This is a genomic window from Mesorhizobium sp. B2-3-10 (genome assembly GCF_006442275.1).
In the GTDB taxonomy this organism is placed as follows: domain Bacteria; phylum Pseudomonadota; class Alphaproteobacteria; order Rhizobiales; family Rhizobiaceae; genus Mesorhizobium; species Mesorhizobium australicum.
This window is the reverse complement of sequence record NZ_VFVT01000007.1, coordinates 249,167-269,451: the sequence shown is the minus strand read 5'-3', so window position 1 is coordinate 269,451 and position 20,285 is coordinate 249,167. Positions and strand designations below refer to the sequence as shown.

12 protein-coding genes and 1 pseudogene are annotated in these 20,285 nt (G+C 63.5%); 8 read left to right on the top strand and 5 right to left on the bottom strand.

What is annotated here, in order from left to right; all coding sequences use genetic code 11:
• Positions 1-51 precede the first annotated feature (51 nt).
• The 4 genes from FJ943_RS21510 (at position 52) to FJ943_RS21495 (ending at position 8,084) form a co-directional block, all read left to right on the top strand.
• Positions 52-3,030: a sarcosine oxidase subunit alpha gene (locus FJ943_RS21510; protein ID WP_181174599.1), complete on the top strand. Its 2,979-nt coding sequence runs from the start codon at positions 52-54 to the stop codon at positions 3,028-3,030.
• Positions 3,023-3,646, top strand: a complete 624-nt coding sequence (locus tag FJ943_RS21505; protein ID WP_140724882.1) for a sarcosine oxidase subunit gamma family protein — start codon at positions 3,023-3,025, stop codon at positions 3,644-3,646. The genes FJ943_RS21510 and FJ943_RS21505 overlap by 8 nt, the downstream gene beginning before the upstream one ends.
• Before the next feature lie 105 nt (positions 3,647-3,751).
• Positions 3,752-6,121, top strand: coding sequence for an aminomethyltransferase family protein (locus FJ943_RS21500; protein ID WP_140724645.1), 2,370 nt, complete (start codon positions 3,752-3,754; stop codon positions 6,119-6,121).
• A 253-nt stretch (positions 6,122-6,374) separates the two neighbouring features.
• Positions 6,375-8,084 carry an APC family permease gene (locus FJ943_RS21495; RefSeq protein WP_140724642.1) on the top strand — a complete coding sequence of 570 codons (1,710 nt, stop codon included), beginning with the start codon at positions 6,375-6,377 and terminating at the stop codon, positions 8,082-8,084.
• Between the two features lie 69 nt (positions 8,085-8,153).
• Here the strand turns inward: FJ943_RS21495 and FJ943_RS21490 are convergent, their stop codons facing one another.
• The 4 genes from FJ943_RS21490 to FJ943_RS21475 form a co-directional block, all read right to left on the bottom strand.
• Positions 8,154-11,300, bottom strand: coding sequence for an efflux RND transporter permease subunit (locus tag FJ943_RS21490; protein ID WP_140724639.1), 3,147 nt, complete (start codon positions 11,298-11,300; stop codon positions 8,154-8,156).
• 253 nt (positions 11,301-11,553) lie between these two features.
• Entirely contained in the window at positions 11,554-12,696 is a 1,143-nt protein-coding gene (locus tag FJ943_RS21485; RefSeq protein WP_140724636.1) for an efflux RND transporter periplasmic adaptor subunit, read from the bottom strand.
• A 54-nt stretch (positions 12,697-12,750) separates the two neighbouring features.
• Positions 12,751-13,356, bottom strand: coding sequence for a TetR family transcriptional regulator (locus FJ943_RS21480; protein ID WP_015318925.1), 606 nt, complete (start codon positions 13,354-13,356; stop codon positions 12,751-12,753).
• Positions 13,357-13,544: 188 nt separating this feature from the next.
• Positions 13,545-15,185: an acyl-CoA synthetase gene (locus FJ943_RS21475; protein ID WP_140724633.1), complete on the bottom strand. Its 1,641-nt coding sequence runs from the start codon at positions 15,183-15,185 to the stop codon at positions 13,545-13,547.
• Between the two features lie 197 nt (positions 15,186-15,382).
• Between FJ943_RS21475 and FJ943_RS21470 the strand changes: the two genes are divergently transcribed.
• The 4 genes and pseudogenes from FJ943_RS21470 to FJ943_RS21455 all read left to right on the top strand — a co-directional run bounded on the left by FJ943_RS21470 (position 15,383) and on the right by FJ943_RS21455 (position 19,106).
• Entirely contained in the window at positions 15,383-16,348 is a 966-nt protein-coding gene (locus tag FJ943_RS21470) for a sugar-binding transcriptional regulator (RefSeq protein ID WP_140715138.1), read from the top strand.
• Between the two features lie 86 nt (positions 16,349-16,434).
• Positions 16,435-18,489: a bifunctional aldolase/short-chain dehydrogenase gene (locus FJ943_RS21465; protein ID WP_140724630.1), complete on the top strand. Its 2,055-nt coding sequence runs from the start codon at positions 16,435-16,437 to the stop codon at positions 18,487-18,489.
• A gap of 85 nt (positions 18,490-18,574) precedes the next feature.
• Positions 18,575-18,832: a type II toxin-antitoxin system RelB/DinJ family antitoxin gene (locus tag FJ943_RS21460; protein ID WP_140661483.1), complete on the top strand. Its 258-nt coding sequence runs from the start codon at positions 18,575-18,577 to the stop codon at positions 18,830-18,832.
• Positions 18,833-18,834: 2 nt separating this feature from the next.
• Positions 18,835-19,106: pseudogene (locus FJ943_RS21455) on the top strand (type II toxin-antitoxin system YafQ family toxin).
• Between the two features lie 89 nt (positions 19,107-19,195).
• On the opposite strand, the gene FJ943_RS21450 reads toward FJ943_RS21455, so the two are convergent.
• The gene (locus FJ943_RS21450) at positions 19,196-20,245 is read right to left on the bottom strand and encodes a substrate-binding domain-containing protein (RefSeq protein ID WP_140724628.1); all 1,050 of its coding nucleotides are present in this window, start codon (positions 20,243-20,245) and stop codon (positions 19,196-19,198) included.
• Positions 20,246-20,285 lie beyond the last annotated feature (40 nt).

The window sequence follows — 20,285 nt, the reverse complement described above, 5'->3', positions numbered from 1 at the left end:
GGCAGTGCTGCCCTCCGCCATGACATCGAATCGAAGAGAGGCTAGACAATCGTGACCTCTCAACCCCATCGTCTCACATCCGGCGGTCTCGTCGACCGTTCGGCGCCGCTGAATTTCAGGTTCGACGGCAAGAGCTTCTCCGGTTTCAAAGGCGACACGCTTGCCTCGGCACTGGTTGCCAACGGCGTCAAGCTGGTTGGCCGCTCGTTCAAGTACCATCGCCCGCGCGGCATCCTGACCGCGGGATCGGAAGAACCTAACGCGCTGGTGGAGCTGCGCAGCGGTGCACGGCGCGAGCCGAACACCAAGGCGACGACAGCGGAGCTCTATGAAGGGCTCGACGCCGCCAGCCAGAACCGCTGGCCGTCGCTCGCCTTCGACGTGATGTCGGTCAACCAGCTGTTCGCGCCGATCTTCGTCGCCGGCTTCTACTACAAGACCTTCATGTGGCCGGCGAAGTTCTGGGAAGCGATCTATGAGCCGGCGATTCGCCGCGCCGCGGGTCTCGGCCGTGCAGCCGGCATTGCCGACCCGGATCATTACGACAAGGCGTGGGCGCATTGCGACGTGCTGATCGCCGGGTCCGGCCCGACGGGCCTCGCAGCCGCCCTCGCAGCAGGCCGCAGCGGCGCCCGCGTCATCCTGTGCGAAGAGGACTTTGTTCCCGGCGGGCGCCTGCTTGCCGATGGCGGCACGATCGATGGCATGCCTGCCGACGAATGGATCGCGCGCACGCTCAGTGAGCTTGCCGCCATGCCTGATGTCCGCATCATGACGCGCACGACGCTGTTCGGCGTCTATGATGGCGGCACCTATGGCGCGATCGAGCGTGTCAGCGACCATCTGCCCTCGCCGCCGGAGCACCAGGTGCGCCAGCGACTATGGCGGATCGTGGCCAAGCGCTGCGTCGTCGCGGCAGGCGCGCTCGAACGGCCAATCGTCTTTGCCGGCAACGACATGCCGGGCGTGATGATGGCGTCCGCCATGCGCAGCTATATCGCACGTTATGCCGCGGCACCGGCCAGACGCATCGCGCTGTTCACCAACAACGAGGACGGCTGGCGCACCGTCGAGGCAGCGCTCGGGGCGGGACTGCAGGTCGCCGCCGTGATCGACGCGCGCGCCGAAATCTCTTCCGAGCACCGCTCGCTTGCCAGCAAGGGCGGCTTTGCGGTTCTGCATGGCTCCGTCAGCGGCATCGATGGCGGCAAGAATGGCGTGCGCAAGATTTCCGTCTCACTCACCGGCGGCGCGCGTGCCGAAGTGGAAGCCGACGGGCTTGCCGTTTCCGGCGGCTGGAACCCGGCGGTCGGGCTCACCTCCTATCATCGCGGCCGGCCGAAATGGCGCGACGATATCGCCGCCTTCGTGCCCGACGGCGCGCCTCCGGGAATGGTCGCGGCTGGTGCCGCCAACGGCGCCTTCGGGCTTGGCGCCTGCTTGCGCGAAGGATTTGCGGCGGGCGCGGCTGCGGCACGTGATGCCGGACACGGCAATGGCTCAGGCTCCACGCCGGTGGCCGACGACGAAGCCTTTTTACTGGCGCCGCTTTGGCACGTTGCCGGCAAAGGCAAGGCTTTCGTCGACCAGCAGCATGATGTCACCGCATCGGATATCGAGCTGGCGCAGCGCGAAGGGTTCGAATCGGTCGAGCACCTGAAGCGCTACACCACGCTCGGCATGGCGACCGACCAGGGCAAGACCTCGAACGTCGCCGGCCTCGCCATCATGGCGGCGGTCACAGGTAAATCCATTCCCGAGACCGGCACGACAATCTACCGGCCTCCCTATGTGCCGGTCGCCATCGGCGCCTTCGCCGGCCATCATCGCGACGAGAATTTTCACGCCACGCGGCTGACGCCGTCGCATCACTGGGCCGCCGAACAGGGCGCGATCTTCGTCGACACCGGCCTGTGGAAGCGCGCGCAATGGTATCCGCGCGCCGGCGAGAAGGATTGGCTGGAATCGGTGACCCGCGAGGTCAAGGCGGTGCGCTCAGGCGTCGGCTTCTGCGATGTCTCGACGCTGGGCAAGATCGACGTGCATGGCGCGGACGCCGGCGCCTTCCTCGACCGCGTCTACATCAACACCTTCTCCACTCTTGCGGTGGGAAAAGCGCGCTACGGGCTGATGCTGCGCGAGGACGGCATCGTCTATGATGACGGCACCACGTCGCGGCTGGCCGAGGACCACTATTTCCTCACCACCACCACGGCCAAGGCCGGGCTGGTGATGCAGCATCTCGAATTCTGCCGGCAGGTGCTGTTTCCGGAACTCGATGTGCAGTTAACCTCGGTCTCCGACCAGTGGGCGCAATTTTCCATTGCCGGACCCAAAACCCGCGACCTGTTGAAAGAGATCGTCGATCCCTCGGAAGACCTTTCCAACGAAGGGTTCCCCTTCATGGGCGCGCGCGAAGTCGCGTTGCGCGGCGGCGTCAGGGCGCGGTTGTTCCGCATTTCCTTCTCGGGCGAAATGGCGTTCGAGATTTCGGTGCCGGCGCGCTACGGCGAGGCGATGGCGCGCAATTTGATGATTGCGGGCAAGCCGTTCGGCGTGACGCCTTACGGCACCGAGGCACTCGGCGTCATGCGCATCGAAAAGGGTCACGTCGCGGGTCCGGAACTCAGCGGCACGACCACCGCGGCCGATCTCGGCCTCGGCAAGATGATGTCGACCAAGAAGGATTTCATCGGCCGCGTCATGGCCGGACGCGAGGCGCTGATCGCAGCGGATCGGCAGGTCGTCGTCGGCATCAAGCCGACCGACAAGGCCCGGCGCCTGCGTTCCGGCGCGCACATCATTCCGAAGGGGCAGACACCCGGGCCCGACAACGACCAGGGCTACGTCACCTCGGTCTGCTTTTCGCCGACATCAGACCAATGGATCGGGCTTGCACTTGTCGAGCGCGGCCGCGAGCGGTTCGGCGAGATCGTGCATGCGCACGATCCGCTACGCGGCGAGGATTACGATTTGGAACTGTGCAACCCTGTCTTCTATGACCCGGATGGAGGGCGCCAGCGTGGCTGAGTTTTCCTGGGAAACCCGCAGCCCTCTCCACCGCGCACTCGTCGCCGGTCCACACGGCGCGCGAGGCGACGCCGGCGTGACCCTGAGCGAGATCCGCAATTTCGACCTTGTCCAGGTGATGGCGCGGCGCGGCAAGACGGCCGAGATGGCGAGCGCCGCGAACGCGCATTTCGGCGTGACGGCGCCGGAAACACCGAAGGCGGCCGCAGCAGCCGAAGCCACGCTCATCTGGTCGGGACCGGATCAGTTCTTCGTGCTGTCGAAAGGCAGACACACGGTGGAGTCGCTGGCCCCGGTTTTCGCGACCTCGGCTTCGCTCTCGGACCAGTCACATGCGCGGGTGTTGATCAGCATTTCCGGCAACAAGGCGCGCGCCCTGCTCGCCAAACTGTCGTCGATCGATCTGTATCCGGCGACGTTCCCGGTCGGAGCCGCGGCAACCACCTCGATGGATCACACCAGCGTCACGCTGTGGCGTGGCAATGATGCGCCGGACGGACAGGCTGTTTTCACCGTTCTGGTGTTTTCGACCTTCGCCGAAAGCCTGTGGCACACGATGCTGGACTCGGCTGCCGAGTATGGTGTCGAGATCGGGCATTCGGAGGACTTGGCGTAGCACTGCGCTTCTTCCCCGCCTTGCCAAACTCCGCTCCGCTGCTATTCTTGCTGCTAAAATAATTTCACACACAGGCAAACTTGTTTCTCGAACCGCAAGGCTGAGATGAGCCAGTCGCCCTACCCCACCGTGACAGCCGGACCGCCCAGGCCAAGCCTGATCCTGCGGCCTGGCCAGATCGCGCTGCCGGCCGGCATGGAGCGCTATACCGTACAGGGGAATGGCGCGGTGCTGATCGAGGTCGAGGCCGGCGATACGATCACGGTTCGCAACGTCGAGGGAGGCCAGGCCTGCGAGTTGCTGGCCTGGGACAGGTCAGGCGCCAGCGATCCCGGCATGCTCGGTGAAAAATCCAACAGCAATGCCGCCGGCATCAAGGCGCTGCTCACCGAGGGCGACGACAGTCTTTCGGCGGTGCGCCGCGGCCTCGAACGCCGCCAGGTTCAGCTTGGGCAGGCCGAGGCGGTGCGCGTGTTTGGCGGCACCACACCAGCCGGTACCGAGCAGGCATTCACAGTCGCGCGCGACGGCGCGATGCTGATCGCCGCACCCGGCGGTCCGATGCTGGTCGACGGGCACGACACAGTGACGCCGCTCAGCGTCGTCGTGCGGCGCAACACGATCCGCCTGAAAACGAAATCCCGGCTTGCCGATCCATTAGCCGATCCGGTGCTCGATTTGCGCGTTCATTCGGCGACGGCGGAATCGTATTTCGTCAAGGCGGGCGACTATCTGCAGATCATCGATGTCGACGGGCGCCAGTGCACCGACTTCCAGTGTTTCTCGGCCCGCAAGCTGGACAAGGGGCTCGACCATCCGCTCGACGTCACGACCACGCGCACGCTGATGGGCGCGAGCTATCCGATGCCCGGCCTGCATTCGAAATATTACGACCAGGACATGGGACCGCTGGTTGAGGTGGTGCAGGACACATGCGGCCGGCACGATGCCTTCGCGCTCGCCTGCGCGGCGAAATATTATGACGACATCGGCTATCCCGGCCACACCAACTGCTCGGAGAACTTTAATCGCGCGCTGGACGGCAAGGGCGTCAATCCCCGCGCCGGCTGGATGGCGATCAACTTCTTCTTCAACACGGCGATCGACGCCCATGGGGTCATGGTGTCGGACGAGCCATGGTCGCGGGCCGGCGACTATGTTCTGCTCAGAGCGCTGACCGACATCGTCTGCGTCTCCTCGGCCTGCCCCGACGACACGACGCCGGCCAATGGCTGGGACCTGACCGACATCCACGTGCGGACCTATTCCGGCCAGCACAAATTCTCGCGAGCGATCGCCAGACGCATGACGCCTGATTCGGAACCGAAAATGACCCGCGAGACAGCTTTCCATTCGAGCTTTGCCAAACACACACGCGACTTCGTCGAGTACAGAGGCTATTGGCTGGCCAATTCGTTCGCCAGGGAAGGCGCCATCGCCGAATATTGGGCCTGCCGGCAGGATGCCGTGATCATGGACCTGTCGCCGCTGCGCAAGTTCGAAGTGACCGGCCCGGATGCCGAAGCGCTGCTGCAATATACGCTGACGCGTGACGTCAAGAAGCTCGGCGTCGGCCAGGTCGTCTACTCCGCCATGTGCTACGAGCATGGCGGCATGATCGACGACGGCACGCTTCTGCGGCTCGGCAAGGACAATTTCCGCTGGGTTGGCGGCGACGATCTGTCCGGCGAATGGCTGCGCGAGACCGCGACAAAACTTGGCCTCAACGTGCTGGTGCGCTCGTCCACCGATCAGATGCACAACATCGCGGTGCAAGGGCCAAAGAGTCGCGCCATCCTGAAGGAGGTGATCTGGACCTCGCCGCTGCAGCCGTCGATCGAGGAACTCGAATGGTTCCGCTTCGCCGTCGCCAGGATCGGCGGCGGCAACGGCATCCCCGTCGTCGTTTCACGCACCGGCTACACCGGCGAGCTCGGCTACGAGATTTGGTGCCATCCGCGCGACGCGCAAAAAGTCTTCGACGCGATCTGGGAGGCCGGCCAGCCGCATGGGCTGAAGCCGATGGGCCTGCAGGCGCTCGACATGGTGCGCATCGAGGCCGGACTGATCTTCGCCGGTTACGAATTTTCCGACCAGACCGATCCGTTCGAGGCTGGTATCGGCTTCACCGTGCCGCTGAAGAGCAAGACCGACGATTTCATCGGCCGCGAGGCGCTGATCCGGCGCAAGGATCATCCGCAGACAAAGCTGGTCGGCCTCGACATCGACAGCAATGTCGCCGTCGGCCACGGCGACTGCGTCCATGTCGGGCGCGCCCAGATCGGCGTCGTCACGTCGGGCATGCGCTCGCCGGTGCTGAGCAAGAACATCGCGCTGGCGCGGCTCGACGTCGCTCATGCCGCTGTCGGCACGGAGGTCGAGATCGGCAAGCTCGACGGCCACGCCAAGCGGCTGCCGGCTCGGGTCGTGGCCTTTGCCCACTACGATCCGCAAAAGACCAAACCACGTTCCTGACCTGCCCTTTTGGGACTCGCAAAGCGCCCGCCGGCCGCACCGCCGGACGCTTTGATGTTCGCGCGCGCAAGCGTGATGTGCATGGTTTCACAAATCGCTTGACGTGACGGCGCGCCGGATCAATCTTCACTCCTAAGAAAAAAATACGACTGAGTGGAAACACTGCGGCCGGAACGATCATTTGCCGGGGAGTAAGTTTCGCGTAGCCGAGGCATCACTGGCGGGGAACATCGAAAAAGGGGAACTCATCCACATGAGCACAATAAGTACGGTCCTGGACCAGCCTGCCGAAAGCAAGCTGCTCAGGCATATCGACTGGCGCGGCGCCTTCTGGGTGGCGAGTGGCGTTCCGGCGCTGGTCCTGTTCTCGATCGGCGGCATTGCCGGCACGACGGGAAAGCTGGCGTTCCTGATCTGGACGGTCTCCATGATCATGGGCTTTCTGCAATCCTTCACCTATGCCGAGATCGCCGGCCTGTTCCCGAACAAGTCCGGCGGTGCCTCGATCTACGGCGCCACGGCCTGGCTGCGCTACTCCAAGTTCATCGCGCCGCTGTCGGTGTGGTGCAACTGGTTCGCCTGGTCGCCGGTGCTGTCGCTCGGCTGCTCGATCGCCGCCGCCTATATCCTCAATGCACTGGCGCCGGTGCCGCTGTTCACCGAGGCCTCGCCCGATGTCGTCGCCTACATCGCCGCGCATGCCGGAACGGCGCCTGCCGACGCCATCACCGCGGTGACCGCCGCCGCGACGCCGGCGGTCCGCAACTGGACGCTGTGGAGCCACACGCTAGGCCCGGTGTCCTTCACGCTCAATGCCACCTTCTTCATCGGCGCGGTGCTGATGCTGATCATCTTCTCGATCCAACATCGCGGCATCCTGGGCACTGCCAGCGTGCAGAAATATATCGGACTGCTGGTCATTATCCCGATGCTGATCGTCGGCGTGGTGCCGATCTTCACCGGCCAGATCGACTGGTCGAACTTTTCGCCTCTGGTGCCGCTCGCCGCCGCCTATGCACCTGAGCCCGGCTCCTGGAACATCGCCGGCTGGACATTGGCGCTCGGCGGCATGTTCATCGCCGCATGGTCAACCTATGGGTTCGAAACCGCCGTCTGCTACACGTCGGAGTTCAAGAACCCGGGTACCGATACGTTCAAGGCCATCTTCTATTCCGGCCTGCTCTGCATGCTTTTGTTCATCCTGGTGCCCTTCACCTTCCAGGGCGTGCTGGGCTTGAACGGCATGCTGGCAACACCGATCGTCGACGGCTCCGGCGTGGCCGATGCGCTGGCCGGCATGGTCGGCGGAGGCAGGCTTATCCACAGTCTGCTGGTGATGCTGATGATCCTGGCGCTGGTGCTGTGCATCATGACGGCGATGGCCGGCTCGTCGCGCACGCTCTACCAGGGCTCGGTCGACGGCTGGCTGCCCCGTTATCTCAGCCACGTCAACGAGCACGGCGCGCCGACGCGGGCCATGTGGACCGATCTCTGCTTCAATCTGGTCGTGCTGGCGATCGCCTCGGCCGACGCGACGAGCTTCTTCTTCATCCTTGCCGTGTCGAACTGCGGTTACATCATCTTCAACTTCCTCAACCTCAATGCCGGCTGGATCCACCGCATCGACAACGGCCATATCGCACGACCATGGAAAGCACCGAGCTGGCTCTTGGGGATCGGAGCGATCTTCGCCTACGTCAACGCGATCTTCATGGGCGCAGGCGCCAAGGTGTGGAACCCGATGGCGCTGTGGGCCGGACTGATCACGGCGGCGCTGATCATCCCGGTGTTCTGCTTCCGCCACTACATCCAGGATGGCGGAAAGTTCCCCGACCATATGCTGGCCGATCTCGGCATGACGGGAGCCGACCTTTCGGTCAAGAAGGCGGGCATGCTGCCCTATCTGACACTGGTCGCCGGCGTGGCGGTCATGCTCATCGCGAATTGGGTGTTCGTCATCTGATGGTCTGACCGCGGCCTAAACCATTGCATCAAGGAAAACCGGCCGGTCGCAAATCGACCGGCCGGTTTTTTATTCCGCCGCCAACGGCAGTTGCGGCCGTTCGATGCCTTCGATCTCCCCTGGCTCCGGCGCCTGCTCGTCGGTCTTCGCCTTCTTCGGCTCGCGGCCGAAGAAGAGCGCATAGCCCGCCGGCAGCACCAGGATGGTGAGCACGGTGGCGACCAGAATGCCGCCCATCATGGCATAGGCGAGCGGCCCCCAGAACACGCCGCGCGAGATCGGGATCAGTGCCAGCACCGCCGTCATAGCCGTCAGCACGATCGGCCTGAAGCGGCGCACGGCCGAGCCGACGATCGCTTCGGAACGGTCCATGCCCCTGGCAATGTCCTCGTCGATCTGGTCGACCAGGATGATCGAGTTGCGCATGATGATGCCGAGCAGGGCGATGACACCGAGGATGGCGACGAAGCCGAACGGTGCACCGCTGATCAGCAGGGCCGCGGCCGCGCCGATGATGCCGAGCGGGCCGGTGGCCAGCACCAGCATCGCCTTGCCGAAGTTCTGCAGCTGGATCATCAGGAGCACGACGATGATGGCCAGCATGATCGGCGCCTTGGCGGCGATCGAAGCCTGGCTTTCGGCCGAATCCTCCGCACCGCCCTGGATCTCGATCTTGTAACCGGGCGCCAGGCCGTCACGCAGGCCCTGCATGTCCTGGTACATCTTGGTGACGACGTCGTTGGACTGCACGCCGTCTGGCAATGTGGCGCGCACGCTGATCGTCGGCAGGCGGTCGCGCCGCCATTCGATGCCTTGCTCCAGCACAGGCACCACCTTGGCCACCTGCGACAGCGGCACGAAGCCGCCGAAATCGGTCGGGATATAGACCGAGTCGACCGACGACAGCAGGCTGCGGCTGGCATCCGGCTCGCGGGCGACGATCGACACCGTCTCCTCGCCGTCGCGGAAATCGTCAAGCGGCGCGCCGGACATCGTCGCCTGCAGCATCTGGCGGATGCGCTGCGAGGTGACGCCGAGCGCACGGGCGCGATCCTGATCGATAACCAGCTTCATCGCCGGAACGGGCTCCAGCCAGTCGTCATGGACGGCGCCGAGCAGGGGATCCTGCCGGAACTTCGCCTTCACCTGGTCGGCGATGCGGCGCACCTCCTGGCGGTCCGGACCCATGACGCGCATCTGCACGGGCCAGCCGGTCGGCGGTCCGAGGAACAGGCGGTCGACCTTGGCACGGATCGACGGGAAGTCTTCGGCCAGAACCGTGCGCAGCTTGACGATCAGCCGCTCGCGCGCCGGCTCGTCATTGGCCATGACCAGCATCTGGGCGAAGTTCGGGTTGCGCAGTTGCTGGTCGAGCGGCAGGAAGAAGCGCGGGGCGCCCTCGCCGATATAAGTGGCGATGAAACGCTTGTCCTTGTCGTCCATCATCTTGGCTTCCAGGGCCTTGGCCTGCGCCTCGACCTCCTTGATGCTGGTGCCTTCCGGCAGCCAGAGGTCGACGAGAATTTCGGGCCGTGACGATTGCGGGAAGAAATTCTGCGGGATGAACTGGAACGCCCAAAGGCTGGTGCCGAAAGTCGCCAGCGTCATCACCAAAACGATGATGCGATGCCGCACGGCCCAGCCCACCGTGGCACGCAGCCGACGGTAGAAGCCTGTGTCGAAGGCGTCGTGATGGCTGCCGGCATGCTTGCGCTGCTTGAGGATCATATAGCCGAGCCAGGGCGTGAAATAGACCGCCACGAACCACGACACGATCAGCGCGATGCCGACGACATAGAACAAGGTGCGCACATATTCGCCAGCCGTCGAAGCTGCGAACCCAACCGGTATGAAGCCGGCGGTGGTGACCAGTGTGCCGGTCAACATCGGGAAGGCGGTCGAGGAATAGGCGAAGCTCGCCGCCTCGATCTTGACCAGCCCCTCCTCGAGCTTGCGCTCCATCATCTCGACGACGATCATGGCATCGTCGACAAGCAGGCCGAGCGCGATGATCAGCGCGCCCAGCGAAATGCGCTGCAGGTCGATGCCGATCTCGTACATGATGGCGAAGGTGGCGGCGAGCACCAGCGGTATGGCGATGGCGATGACCAGCCCCGAGCGCCAGCCGATCGACAGGAACGAGACGACGAGCACGATCAGCAACGCTTCGCCGAGCGCATGCATGAATTCGCTGACGGCATCCGTGACGACGCCCGGCTGGTCGGAAATCTGGTCGACCGAAACGCCATAGGGCAGCGCCTCCTCGAAGCGCTTGTAGGTCGCCTCGACATCCTTGCCGACATCGGTGACTTTAAAACCCTTGGCCATGACCACGCCAAGCTGCACGCTGTCGTGGCCATTGAAGCGGTATTTGCGCTGGAAGGGGTCCTCCAGGCCCGAAGTGACGGTGGCGATGTCGCCCAGCCGGGTAACCTGGCCGCCGGCGCGCAGGCGCAGTTCGCGGATGTCGGCCGCCTTGGCGACGTCGCCTTCGACCGAGATGCGAACCGAATTGACGCCGGTGTCGACGGAACCCGCGGGGTCGACGTTGTTCTGGCCCTTGATCGCGTTCTGCAGGTCGGTCAGCGTCAGGCCGCGTTCGGCCAGCGCCTTGGACGAGACATCGATATAGAGCTTTTCCGGCTGGTCGCCGATGATGACGGCCTTTTCGACGCCGGGCGTCGTCAAAAGCATATCGCGCGCCTGGATGGCGAACTTCTTCAATTCGGGAAAGGAGAAGCCGTCGCCGCTGATCGAATGCAGGGTGATAAACGTGTCGCCGAACTCGTCGTTGAAATACGGCCCAAGCAGGCCCTGCGGCAGGTCGCCTTGGATATCGCCGACCTTCTTGCGCACCTGATAGAAAGCATCCGTCACTTCGGCGGCGTTGGTGTCACCCTTGATCTGGACGGTGATGATGGCGCTGCCGGCGCGGGTGAAGGAACGCACGAAATCGAGATGCGGCGTCTCCTGCAATTTGCGCTCGATCTTGTTGACGACCTGGTCCTCCATCTCCTGGATCGAGGAGCCCGGCCAGATCGCCTGCACGACCATGACGCGGAAGGTGAAGTCGGGATCCTCCTTCTGGCCCATGCGCATCAAGCCGAGCGCGCCGGCTATGATGATCAGCCCGAACAGGAAGCGCGCAATGGAGGGATGGCCGATGGCCCAACGCGACAGGTTGAAGGGACGCTTTTCTTCAGTGGGGGTCGTCATCGGAAGTGGTCCACTTTGCTTGGTTGCCGACGCTTGGTGCTTCGAAAAAGGGGCTTCGAGGAAGCGCGCGCGGAACGAAATCATCTGCGTTCGATACTGGCTTCCGGGCGGCGTTGCTCTTCGAGCGGAGAGACACTCATCGCGGTGGGACGCGAGGGTCGATGCGGGGGTACATCGGCCTTGACGTCTCGACCTTCGGGCACGCCGCCCGGAAACCTGCGGCCGCGGGAACGCGCGGCCGACCTGTCTGTCGTCAGCGCAACTGGCTGGCTTCGTCGCCCTCGGCCGAGGCGGACTGCTGTGCGGTGCCGCCGGGGAGTTTCACCTTCAGGTTCTCGGTCATGAACTGCGTACCGGCGGCGACCACGACGTCGCCCGGTTTCAATCCCTCCGCGACACGCACGCCGTTTGGGGCGAACTCGGCGACCTTGACGGGACGGGCATGCACGGTGTCGGCGCCACGATCGACCGTCCAGACGATTGACTGGCTGTCTTTCTCGGCGAGTGCACTGAGCGGGATGGACACGAGCTGCTTTTCGTTGGCCGCCGACGCCTCGATATTGGCGGTCATGCCGAGCAGCACGCGCGGGTCGTTGGGCAGGCTGACGCGGACGGCAAAGGTGCGCGACTGCGGATCGGCGCTGCCGGCGACCTCACGGACCTTGCCGTCGAGCTTCAGCCCATCGTCCGACCAAAAGCCCGCCTTGACGTCCTTGCCCGGCTTGAACTCGGCGATCTCCATTTCCGGAACCGCGATCAGCACTTCCTTTTCACCGTCGACCGCGACGGTGACCACGGGCGTGCCCGAGCCGACCACCTGGCCGACATCGGCGTTTACCGCCGTGACGATGCCATCCCTGTCGGCCTTGAGGTCGGTATAGCCGACCTGGTTCCTGGCCTGGGCAAGCGTAGAGCGGGCGGAGTCGCGCGTGGCGATTGCCTGGTCATAGGTCAGTGTCGCCTGTTCGAGCTGCGATTTCGGCGCGAAGTTCTTGGCGAAAAGCTGTTCGGCGCGCTTGCGGGCGAGTTCGACCGTCTCGACCTGCCGTTCAGAGGCATCGAGTGCCGCCTGCGCGCTCTTGACCGACAGGTCATAGTCGGAGGGATCGATGCGGGCGAGCACGTCGCCAGGCGCCACGTGCTGGCCGATGTCGACGAGACGCTCGGTGATCTTGCCATTGACCCGGAAACCCAGCGTGCTCTCGGTGCGGGCGCGCACCGATCCGGAATAGGACAGCGTACGGGTGTCATGCGCCTGGGCGATCTCGACGACCTTCACCGGACGGATGATGTCCTTCACCTCGGCTTTTTCCTGCGAGCAGCCGGCAAGCCCCAGCGATGCGACGATCAGGCCGGCAGCTGGCAGCTTGCGAAGGATGGAACTGGGCAAAAACATTTCGGTACTCCCGACTGGAGACGGACTGTCGACACCGGCACCGGCTGGCGACGGCTATTTCAAGGCTCTGATGGCGTAATCGATGAGGTCGTCGGGCATTGCCCGATTGGTCTTGGCGAGGCACTGCGCCACCATCTGCGGGTGGCACAGGATGACGGTGGCGGCACCGAAGCAGCGCGACGCGGTCACCGGGTCCTGCTTCCTGAACTCGCCGGCCTCGATGCCCTCACCGATCACCTCGGCGAAAAGATCGTGAATGCTGTCGACATGCTTGTCGATGACGCCCCAGTCCCGCTCGAGCGCGACGATGACCATCTCGTGGACCTTCTGGTCGTCGAGCATGACCTCCATCGTCAGCTTGTATTGTGCATGCACATAACGACGCAGCCGCTCCTCGGCGCTGATCGGCAGGTGCATGATCTCGTAAGCCATCTTGTAGCTGGCGCCGAGCATTCGGCCACATACGGCTTGGTGGATTTCAACCTTGGACGCGAAGAAACGATAGATGTTGGCCGGCGACATGCCGAGTTCGCGGGCGATGTCGGCGACATTGGTCTTGCCGTAGCCATAGTGCCGGAACAGGCGCTCGGCGCAATCGAGAATGCGCGTTACATTTTCCTGTCGGGCGACGTCGGCGACGATGTTGGCGGCTTCGGACATAGCTCTCTGTCAAATAACGAGTGACGAATTTCGATTTTCATCACTCGTAAATCTAAATGAGCGAGGTGTCAACGCGGATTCGGTGTACGCGTACGATAGGTGACAATTGGTGACATCCAGTAGACGTCACAAGGCGCCCTCAGGATGCGGACCATTGAAAATATTCTCTCGAAGACCCCCGGGGGGCTTCAGGCGACCTTGGCCATTTCCCGCAGCCGGAACTTCTGGATCTTGCCGGTCGAGGTCTTCGGTATCTCGGCAAAGATCACCGCTTTCGGCACTTTGAAGCGGGCGAGCAGCGTCCGGCAGTGCTCGATGATCTCGGCCCCGCTCGCCTCCTTGCCCGGCTTCAGTTCCACATAGGCGACAGGCACCTCGCCCCATTTGTCGTCATGGCGCGCCACGACGCCGCAGGAGGCGACGGCGGGATGCTTGTAGACCGCTTCCTCGACCTCGATCGAGGAAATGTTCTCGCCACCGGAGATGATGATGTCCTTGGAGCGGTCCTTGAGCTGGATATAGCCATCCGGGTGCATGACGCCGAGATCGCCCGAGTGGAACCAACCGCCGGCGAAAGCCTCGTCAGTCGCCCTGCGGTTCTTCAGGTAGCCCTTCATGACGATGTTGCCACGAAACATCACCTCGCCGATGGTCTCGCCGTCGGCGGGCGTCTCGGCCATGGTCTCGGGGTCCATTACCGTCAGGCCTTCGAGTGCGGCATAGCGCACGCCCTGCCGTGCCTTCTTGCCCGCCCTCGCCCCTTTGTCGAGTGCGTCCCAGCCATTATGCCATTCGTTGACGACAGCGGGACCATAGGTCTCTGTCAGGCCGTAGAGATGGGTGACGGCAAAGCCAGCATCGGCCATGCCCGACAGCACGGCTTCGGGCGGCGGGGCGGCCGCCGTGTTGAAGGTGACCGTTTGCGCAAACGCGCGCTTGTCCTCGTCCTTGGCGTTGATCAGCACCGACATGACCACCGGCGCCCCGCACAGATGGGTGACGCCATGATCGGCGATAGCGTCATAAATGGGCTTCGGCCGCACCCAGCGCAGGCAGACATGCGTGCCGGCCTGGACGGCGAGCGTCCAGGGAAAACACCAGCCATTGCAGTGGAACATCGGCAAGGTCCAGAGATAGACCGCGTGCTTGGCCATGCCGGCATGGATGGTGTTGGTGTAGGCCATCAGCGCAGCACCTCGGTGATGGTAGACGACGCCCTTGGGATTGCCTGTCGTGCCCGAAGTATAATTGAGCGAGATGGCGTCCCATTCGTCGTCCGGCATCGACCAGGCGAACGCCTCGTCGCCATTGGCGACAAAGGCCTCATAGTCCACCGTGCCGACCCTCTCGCCTTTCGGATAGGGCGCGTCGGTGGCGTATTCGGGATCGTCGTAGTCGATGACCAGCGGTTTGACCACGGCCAGACCGAGCGCTTCCCGCACCACGCCGGAAAACTCGCGATCGACGATCAGCACCTTGGTCTCGGCATGGTCGAGTTGGAAGGCAATGACGGCGGCGTCGAGACGCGTGTTGAGCGAGTGCAGCACCGCCTTGGTCATCGGCACGCCGAAATGCGCTTCCAGCATCGGCGGCGTGTTCGACAGCATGACCGTCACCGTGTCGCCCTTGCCGATGCCATGCTTGTGCAGGGCCGAGGCGAGCTTCAACGAACGGCGCCAGAAATCGCGGTAGCTGATGCGCTGGCTGCCATGGATGACGGCGACATGGTCGGGATAGGTTCTTGCAGCGCGCTCCAGATAGGTGAGCGGCGTCAGCGGCTGGTGATTGGCCGCGTTCCTGTCGAGATCCTGTTCGTAGGGATTGGCCATCCCATTCTCCCCAAAGTCTTTTCGAGCTTTCTAACCTTACGCTCGTCGTCACGCTATCCCCCTGAAGGGCTGAGAATGCTATCCTGCACCGACTTGCTAGAATGGGGGTCTGTGCCGCGCCGGCAGGAGATCTCTTCCTGTTTATCCAAATTTGACTTTTGTCGAGAGCCGTGACTAATGTCAGCCAAGGAGGCGGCATGGCGATCCGACCGGCAGAACAGCTCATCCACAAGGCGGCCTGGCTTTACTATGCCCATGGGCTTCGCCAGGACGAAGTGGCCAATCAACTCAACATTTCGCGCGCCTCCGTCGCCATGTATCTGCGCAAGGCGCGCGAGACAGGCATCGTCAACATCTCGACCTCGACGCAGCTCTTCACGGACGACGTCATGGCGCGTAGGCTGGAAGACGCCCTGAAGCTCGACGCCGTCTGGATCGCGCCTGAGAACGCCTATCTCGCCGACCCCTCGACCGATATCGCGGTGCTGGCGGCAAGCGTTTTCCTGGAACTCGTCGGGAAAGGCGACCGCATCGGCGTCGCCTGGGGCCGCACCGTCTACACCATCGCCGACATCATGTCCTATGCCGACCTGCAGGACGTCACCGTGGTGCAGCTCTGCGGCAATCTCGGTGCACCCTATTCCTACCGGCCCGATCAATGCACGATGGAAATCGCGCGCCGGCTCAATGCCAAGGGCCTCAACTTCTACGCGCCCCTGGTGCTGTCGACCGAGGAACTGGCGCAAGGCCTGCGCGCCGAACCTGTGATCCGCGACCAGCTTGCCGGGATCAGCGACTGCGATCTTGCGCTCTACTCCATCGGCGCGGTCGATGCCGACAGCCATCTGGTGAAGTGCGGCGCGCTGACGGCAGCCGAGATGGCGGCGCTGCGCAGGGAAGGTGCCGCGGGTGTCATTGCCGGGCAGATCATCGATGCCCGTGGCGAGTTGCTCGACTGCAGCTACAACCGGCGGGTCATCTCGGCGGGGCTTGCTTCACTGCGCGTCATCGGTAAGCGGCTGATGGTCGTGCAGGAAGACAGCAAGTTCGAGCCGCTGCTCGCCGCGATCGCCGGCGGCCTCTGCACGCATCTGGTGGTCGGCGCGCATATGGCGCAGCGGCTGCTCGATCATGCCGGAACGTCAGCAGAAAAGGCGTCCTGAAAACCAATCCTTTGCCGACGCATTTGTCATCAAGGCGTCGCGGCATTCCTGTTCACCATCAAAGACAGCAACTGGACGAAGCGAACATGAAGAATCTGTGGAACGACGACCTGGCCGAACAACTCGTTGCCGACTATGCGAAGAAGGGCGTCGGCCGCGATCTGGCGTTGCGTGTCTACACGACGCGGCTTCTGGGCGGCGTGCCGCAACTGGTCCTGCATGGCGGCGGCAACACCTCCTGCAAGATCAAGGCGACCGATCTCGTCGGTGACGAATGGGACGTGCTGTGCGTCAAGGGCAGCGGCTGGGATATGGCGGTCATCGAGCCGCAGGGCCTGCCGGCGGTCAAGATGGGCGCCCTGCTCAAGGCGCGCAAGCTGGACAGGCTTTCCGACGAGGACATGGTCGCATTGCAGCGGGCCAACCTGATCGACCCCGCCTCGCCCAACCCTTCGGTCGAGACCCTGCTGCATGCCTTCCTGCCGCACAAGTTCGTCGACCACACCCACTCGACCGCTATCCTGGCTATCGTCGACCAGGAAGACAGCAAGCCGCTGGTGGCAAAGGTGTTCGGAGCAAAAATGGGCTATGTGCCCTACATCATGCCGGGCTTCGATCTCGCCAAGGCGGCGGCCGATGTCTTCGACGCCGACCCGACGGTAGAAGGCCTGATCCTCGACAAGCACGGCATCTTCACTTTCGGCGAGGATGCCAGGCAGGCCTATGACCGGATGATCCACTATGTGAACGTCGCCGAGGATTATGTGGCCGAGCATGCCAAGCCGAAGGCTGCTAAGACAGCGCTGCCGGCAAGACTAGCGTCACCAGCGGCGATCGCGCCCATGCTGCGCGGCGCTGTAGCGGCCCCACGCGGCGAAGGCCGCTTCGACCGCATGATCTCCGACTTCCGCACCTCGGACGCGATTGTCGATTTCATCAATTCCGCAGAGATCGCCGACTATGCCGGACGTGGCGTGTCGACGCCGGATCTGTCGATCCGGATCAAGACCGGACCGATGGCCGTGCCAGCGCCCGATGCCGACAAGATCGGCGACTACAAGGCCGTAATCCAGAACCATGTCGACGCTTTCGCCAAGGATTACCGCGCCTATTTCGAGACCAATGACGCGCTCGACGACGTCAAGCGCACCATGCTCGATCCGATGCCCCGGCTGACGCTGGTGCCGGGGCTCGGCATGTTCGGCCATGGCCGCACGCTGAAGGATGCCAGGATCGCCTCGGACGTTGGCGAGATGTGGATCGAGGCCGTGCGCGGCGCCGAGGCCGTCGGGCGTTTCCACCCGCTATCCAAGGCCGACCTGTTCCCGCTCGAATACTGGTCGCTGGAACAGGCCAAGCTCGCCTCCAACAAGCCGAAGCCGCTGACCGGCCAGGTGGTGCTGATCACCGGCGGCGCCGGTGCGATTGGTGCGGCGACCGCAAAACTGTTCGCCGACAATGGCGCTCATGCCGTCGTCGTCGATCTCGACGCCGAAAAGGCCGCCGATGCCGCCAGGAAAGCCGGCAACAATTCGATTGGCGTCGGCGCCGACATCACCGACCCGGACCAGATGCGTGCCGCCTTCGACAAGGCGGTCGCCGTCTTCGGCGGCGTCGACATATTGGTGTCCAATGCGGGTGCTGCCTGGGAAGGCCGCATCGGCGAGCTTGACGATACGCTGCTGCGCAAGAGCTTCGAGCTCAATTTCTTCGCTCACCAGTCGGCGGCGCAGAACGCCGTGCGCATCATGCTGGAACAAGGTACAGGTGGGGCGCTGTTGTTCAACACCTCCAAGCAGGCGGTCAATCCGGGTCCGAAATTCGGCGCCTATGGCGTGCCGAAAGCGGCGACGCTGTTCCTGTCAAGGCAATACGCGCTCGACTACGGCGCCCATGGCATCCGTTCCAACGCCGTCAACGCCGACCGCATCCGCTCCGGCCTTTTGACCGACGCCATGATCGCCAGCCGCTCGGGCGCACGCGGCGTGTCGGAGAAGGAATACATGTCCGGCAATCTGCTCGGCCAGGAAGTGACCGCGCAGGACGTGGCGCAGGCCTTCCTGCACCATGCCCTGGCCGACCGGACGACCGCCGATGTGACGACGGTCGACGGTGGCAACATCGCGGCGGCGCTGAGGTAGGCTTGCTGCCGAATGGTCGCAGCAACCTGCTTGCAAGAGTTGCGCACCGTAGCTACATTGTGGCTCAGCATGAAGGAGCCACTATATGGCAACGGATTCAGTGGTCCGCGCTCGCATCGACAGCGCAACGAAAGATCGGGCAACGGAGGCCTTGGCCGCCATGGGGTTGTCGGTCTCCGATGCCATTCGCCTGCTTCTGGTGCGCGTCGCTGCCGATAAGGAATTTCCCTTTCCAGTGAAAGTACCCAACGCGACCACCAGAAAGGCCATGGCCGAGTTGGAAAAAGGCAAGGGCAAGCGCCTTGCCTCGGCCGATGAGTTGTTCAAGGATTTGGGGATCTAGGCATGCCAGTTCCCATTCGCTCCGGGCAATTTCGCCGGGATGTGAGGCGTATGGAAAAGCGTGGCAAGGATCTGGGCAAGTTGCGCGATCTGTTAGGCCTGCTCATCGCCGGACAAGAACTGCCTGCGGTGTACAAGGATCATCCTCTGAAAGGGGACTGGAAAGGCTTCGCGACGCGCATATCGAGCCGGACTGGCTCCTGATCTATCGCGTTGTCGACGACGAATTGCAGCTTGCCCGTACCGGTTCGCATTCCGACCTGTTCAACGAGTGAACCACATCGAAAAAGCCGCCCGCAGCGACTGCTACAGGGCGGCTTTCATTTCGTCTCGACTCCATAATCAGCAAGAGTCTGTGCCGAAGCTACTTCGCGTTCGGGTTCGGCATCCATGCCGGCATGGCGACGTCGGCATGGGCGAACTGCGGCAGCTTGGCCGACAGGTCCTCCATGTTCTTGATGTCCTTGTCGATCAGCTCCTTCTGGGTGATCAGCGTCGGCGGTACGATGACGTTGTGGCCGGGATCTTCGCCGGCGAGCAGTTGCGCCAGGGCGCGCACCGAGACCTGGCCGACGACTGCCGGGTTGGTCGCCGCGGTAGCCGCCCAGGCACTGTCGGGCTCGCGCATCGCCGCGATGTCGGATGTCGAAATGTCGGCCGAATAGATCTTGATCTTCTTGTTCAGGCCGGCTTCGTCGACGGCGATCTTCACGCCCTTGGCGAACTCGTCATAGGGCGCGAACATCACGTTGATGTCGGGGTGCGCCGACAGCACCGAGCGCGCCTGGTTGGCGACGGAGTTGGCGATCGGATTGTCGAGCGTGCCGAACATGGCGGCTTCCTTTATGCCGGCATATTTTTTCTTGACGTCGACCCAGGTCTCGTTGCGGCGGTCGAGCGGAGCAATGCCGGCGACATAGACATAGCCGGCGTTCCAGCTTTCGCCATTGTCCTTGACTGCCTGTTCGAGCGCCAGCCGTGCCAGATCTTTGTCCGACTGTTCGATTTGCGGGATCTTGGGGTTTTCGACATTGACGTCGAATGCCACCACCTTGATGCCGGCGTCGACGGCGCGCTGGGCGGCGTCCTTCATCGATTCCGTCAGGCCGTGCTGGATGATGATGCCCTGCACGCCGAGCGCGATGGCCTGGTCGACCATGTCGGATTGAAGGGCGGCGTCCTGGCGGCTGTCGAGCACGCGCAGGTCGATAACGAGCGCCTTCGACTGCGCCTCGACGCCCGACAGATACGCCTGGAAGAAGTCGCCGGTCGAGAGATAGCGAACCAGTGCGATCTTGACGCCGGGTTTGTCGAACGGCGCCGGCTTGTCGGCGGCAAATGCCCCCTGCATCAGCATGGTTGCGCCGGCGAGCCCGAGCGCCACTTTCCCCAGAAGTCTTCTAGTGATGTTCACCTTGTTTTCCTCCACTTTTGTTGAACCCAAATCCTATCTG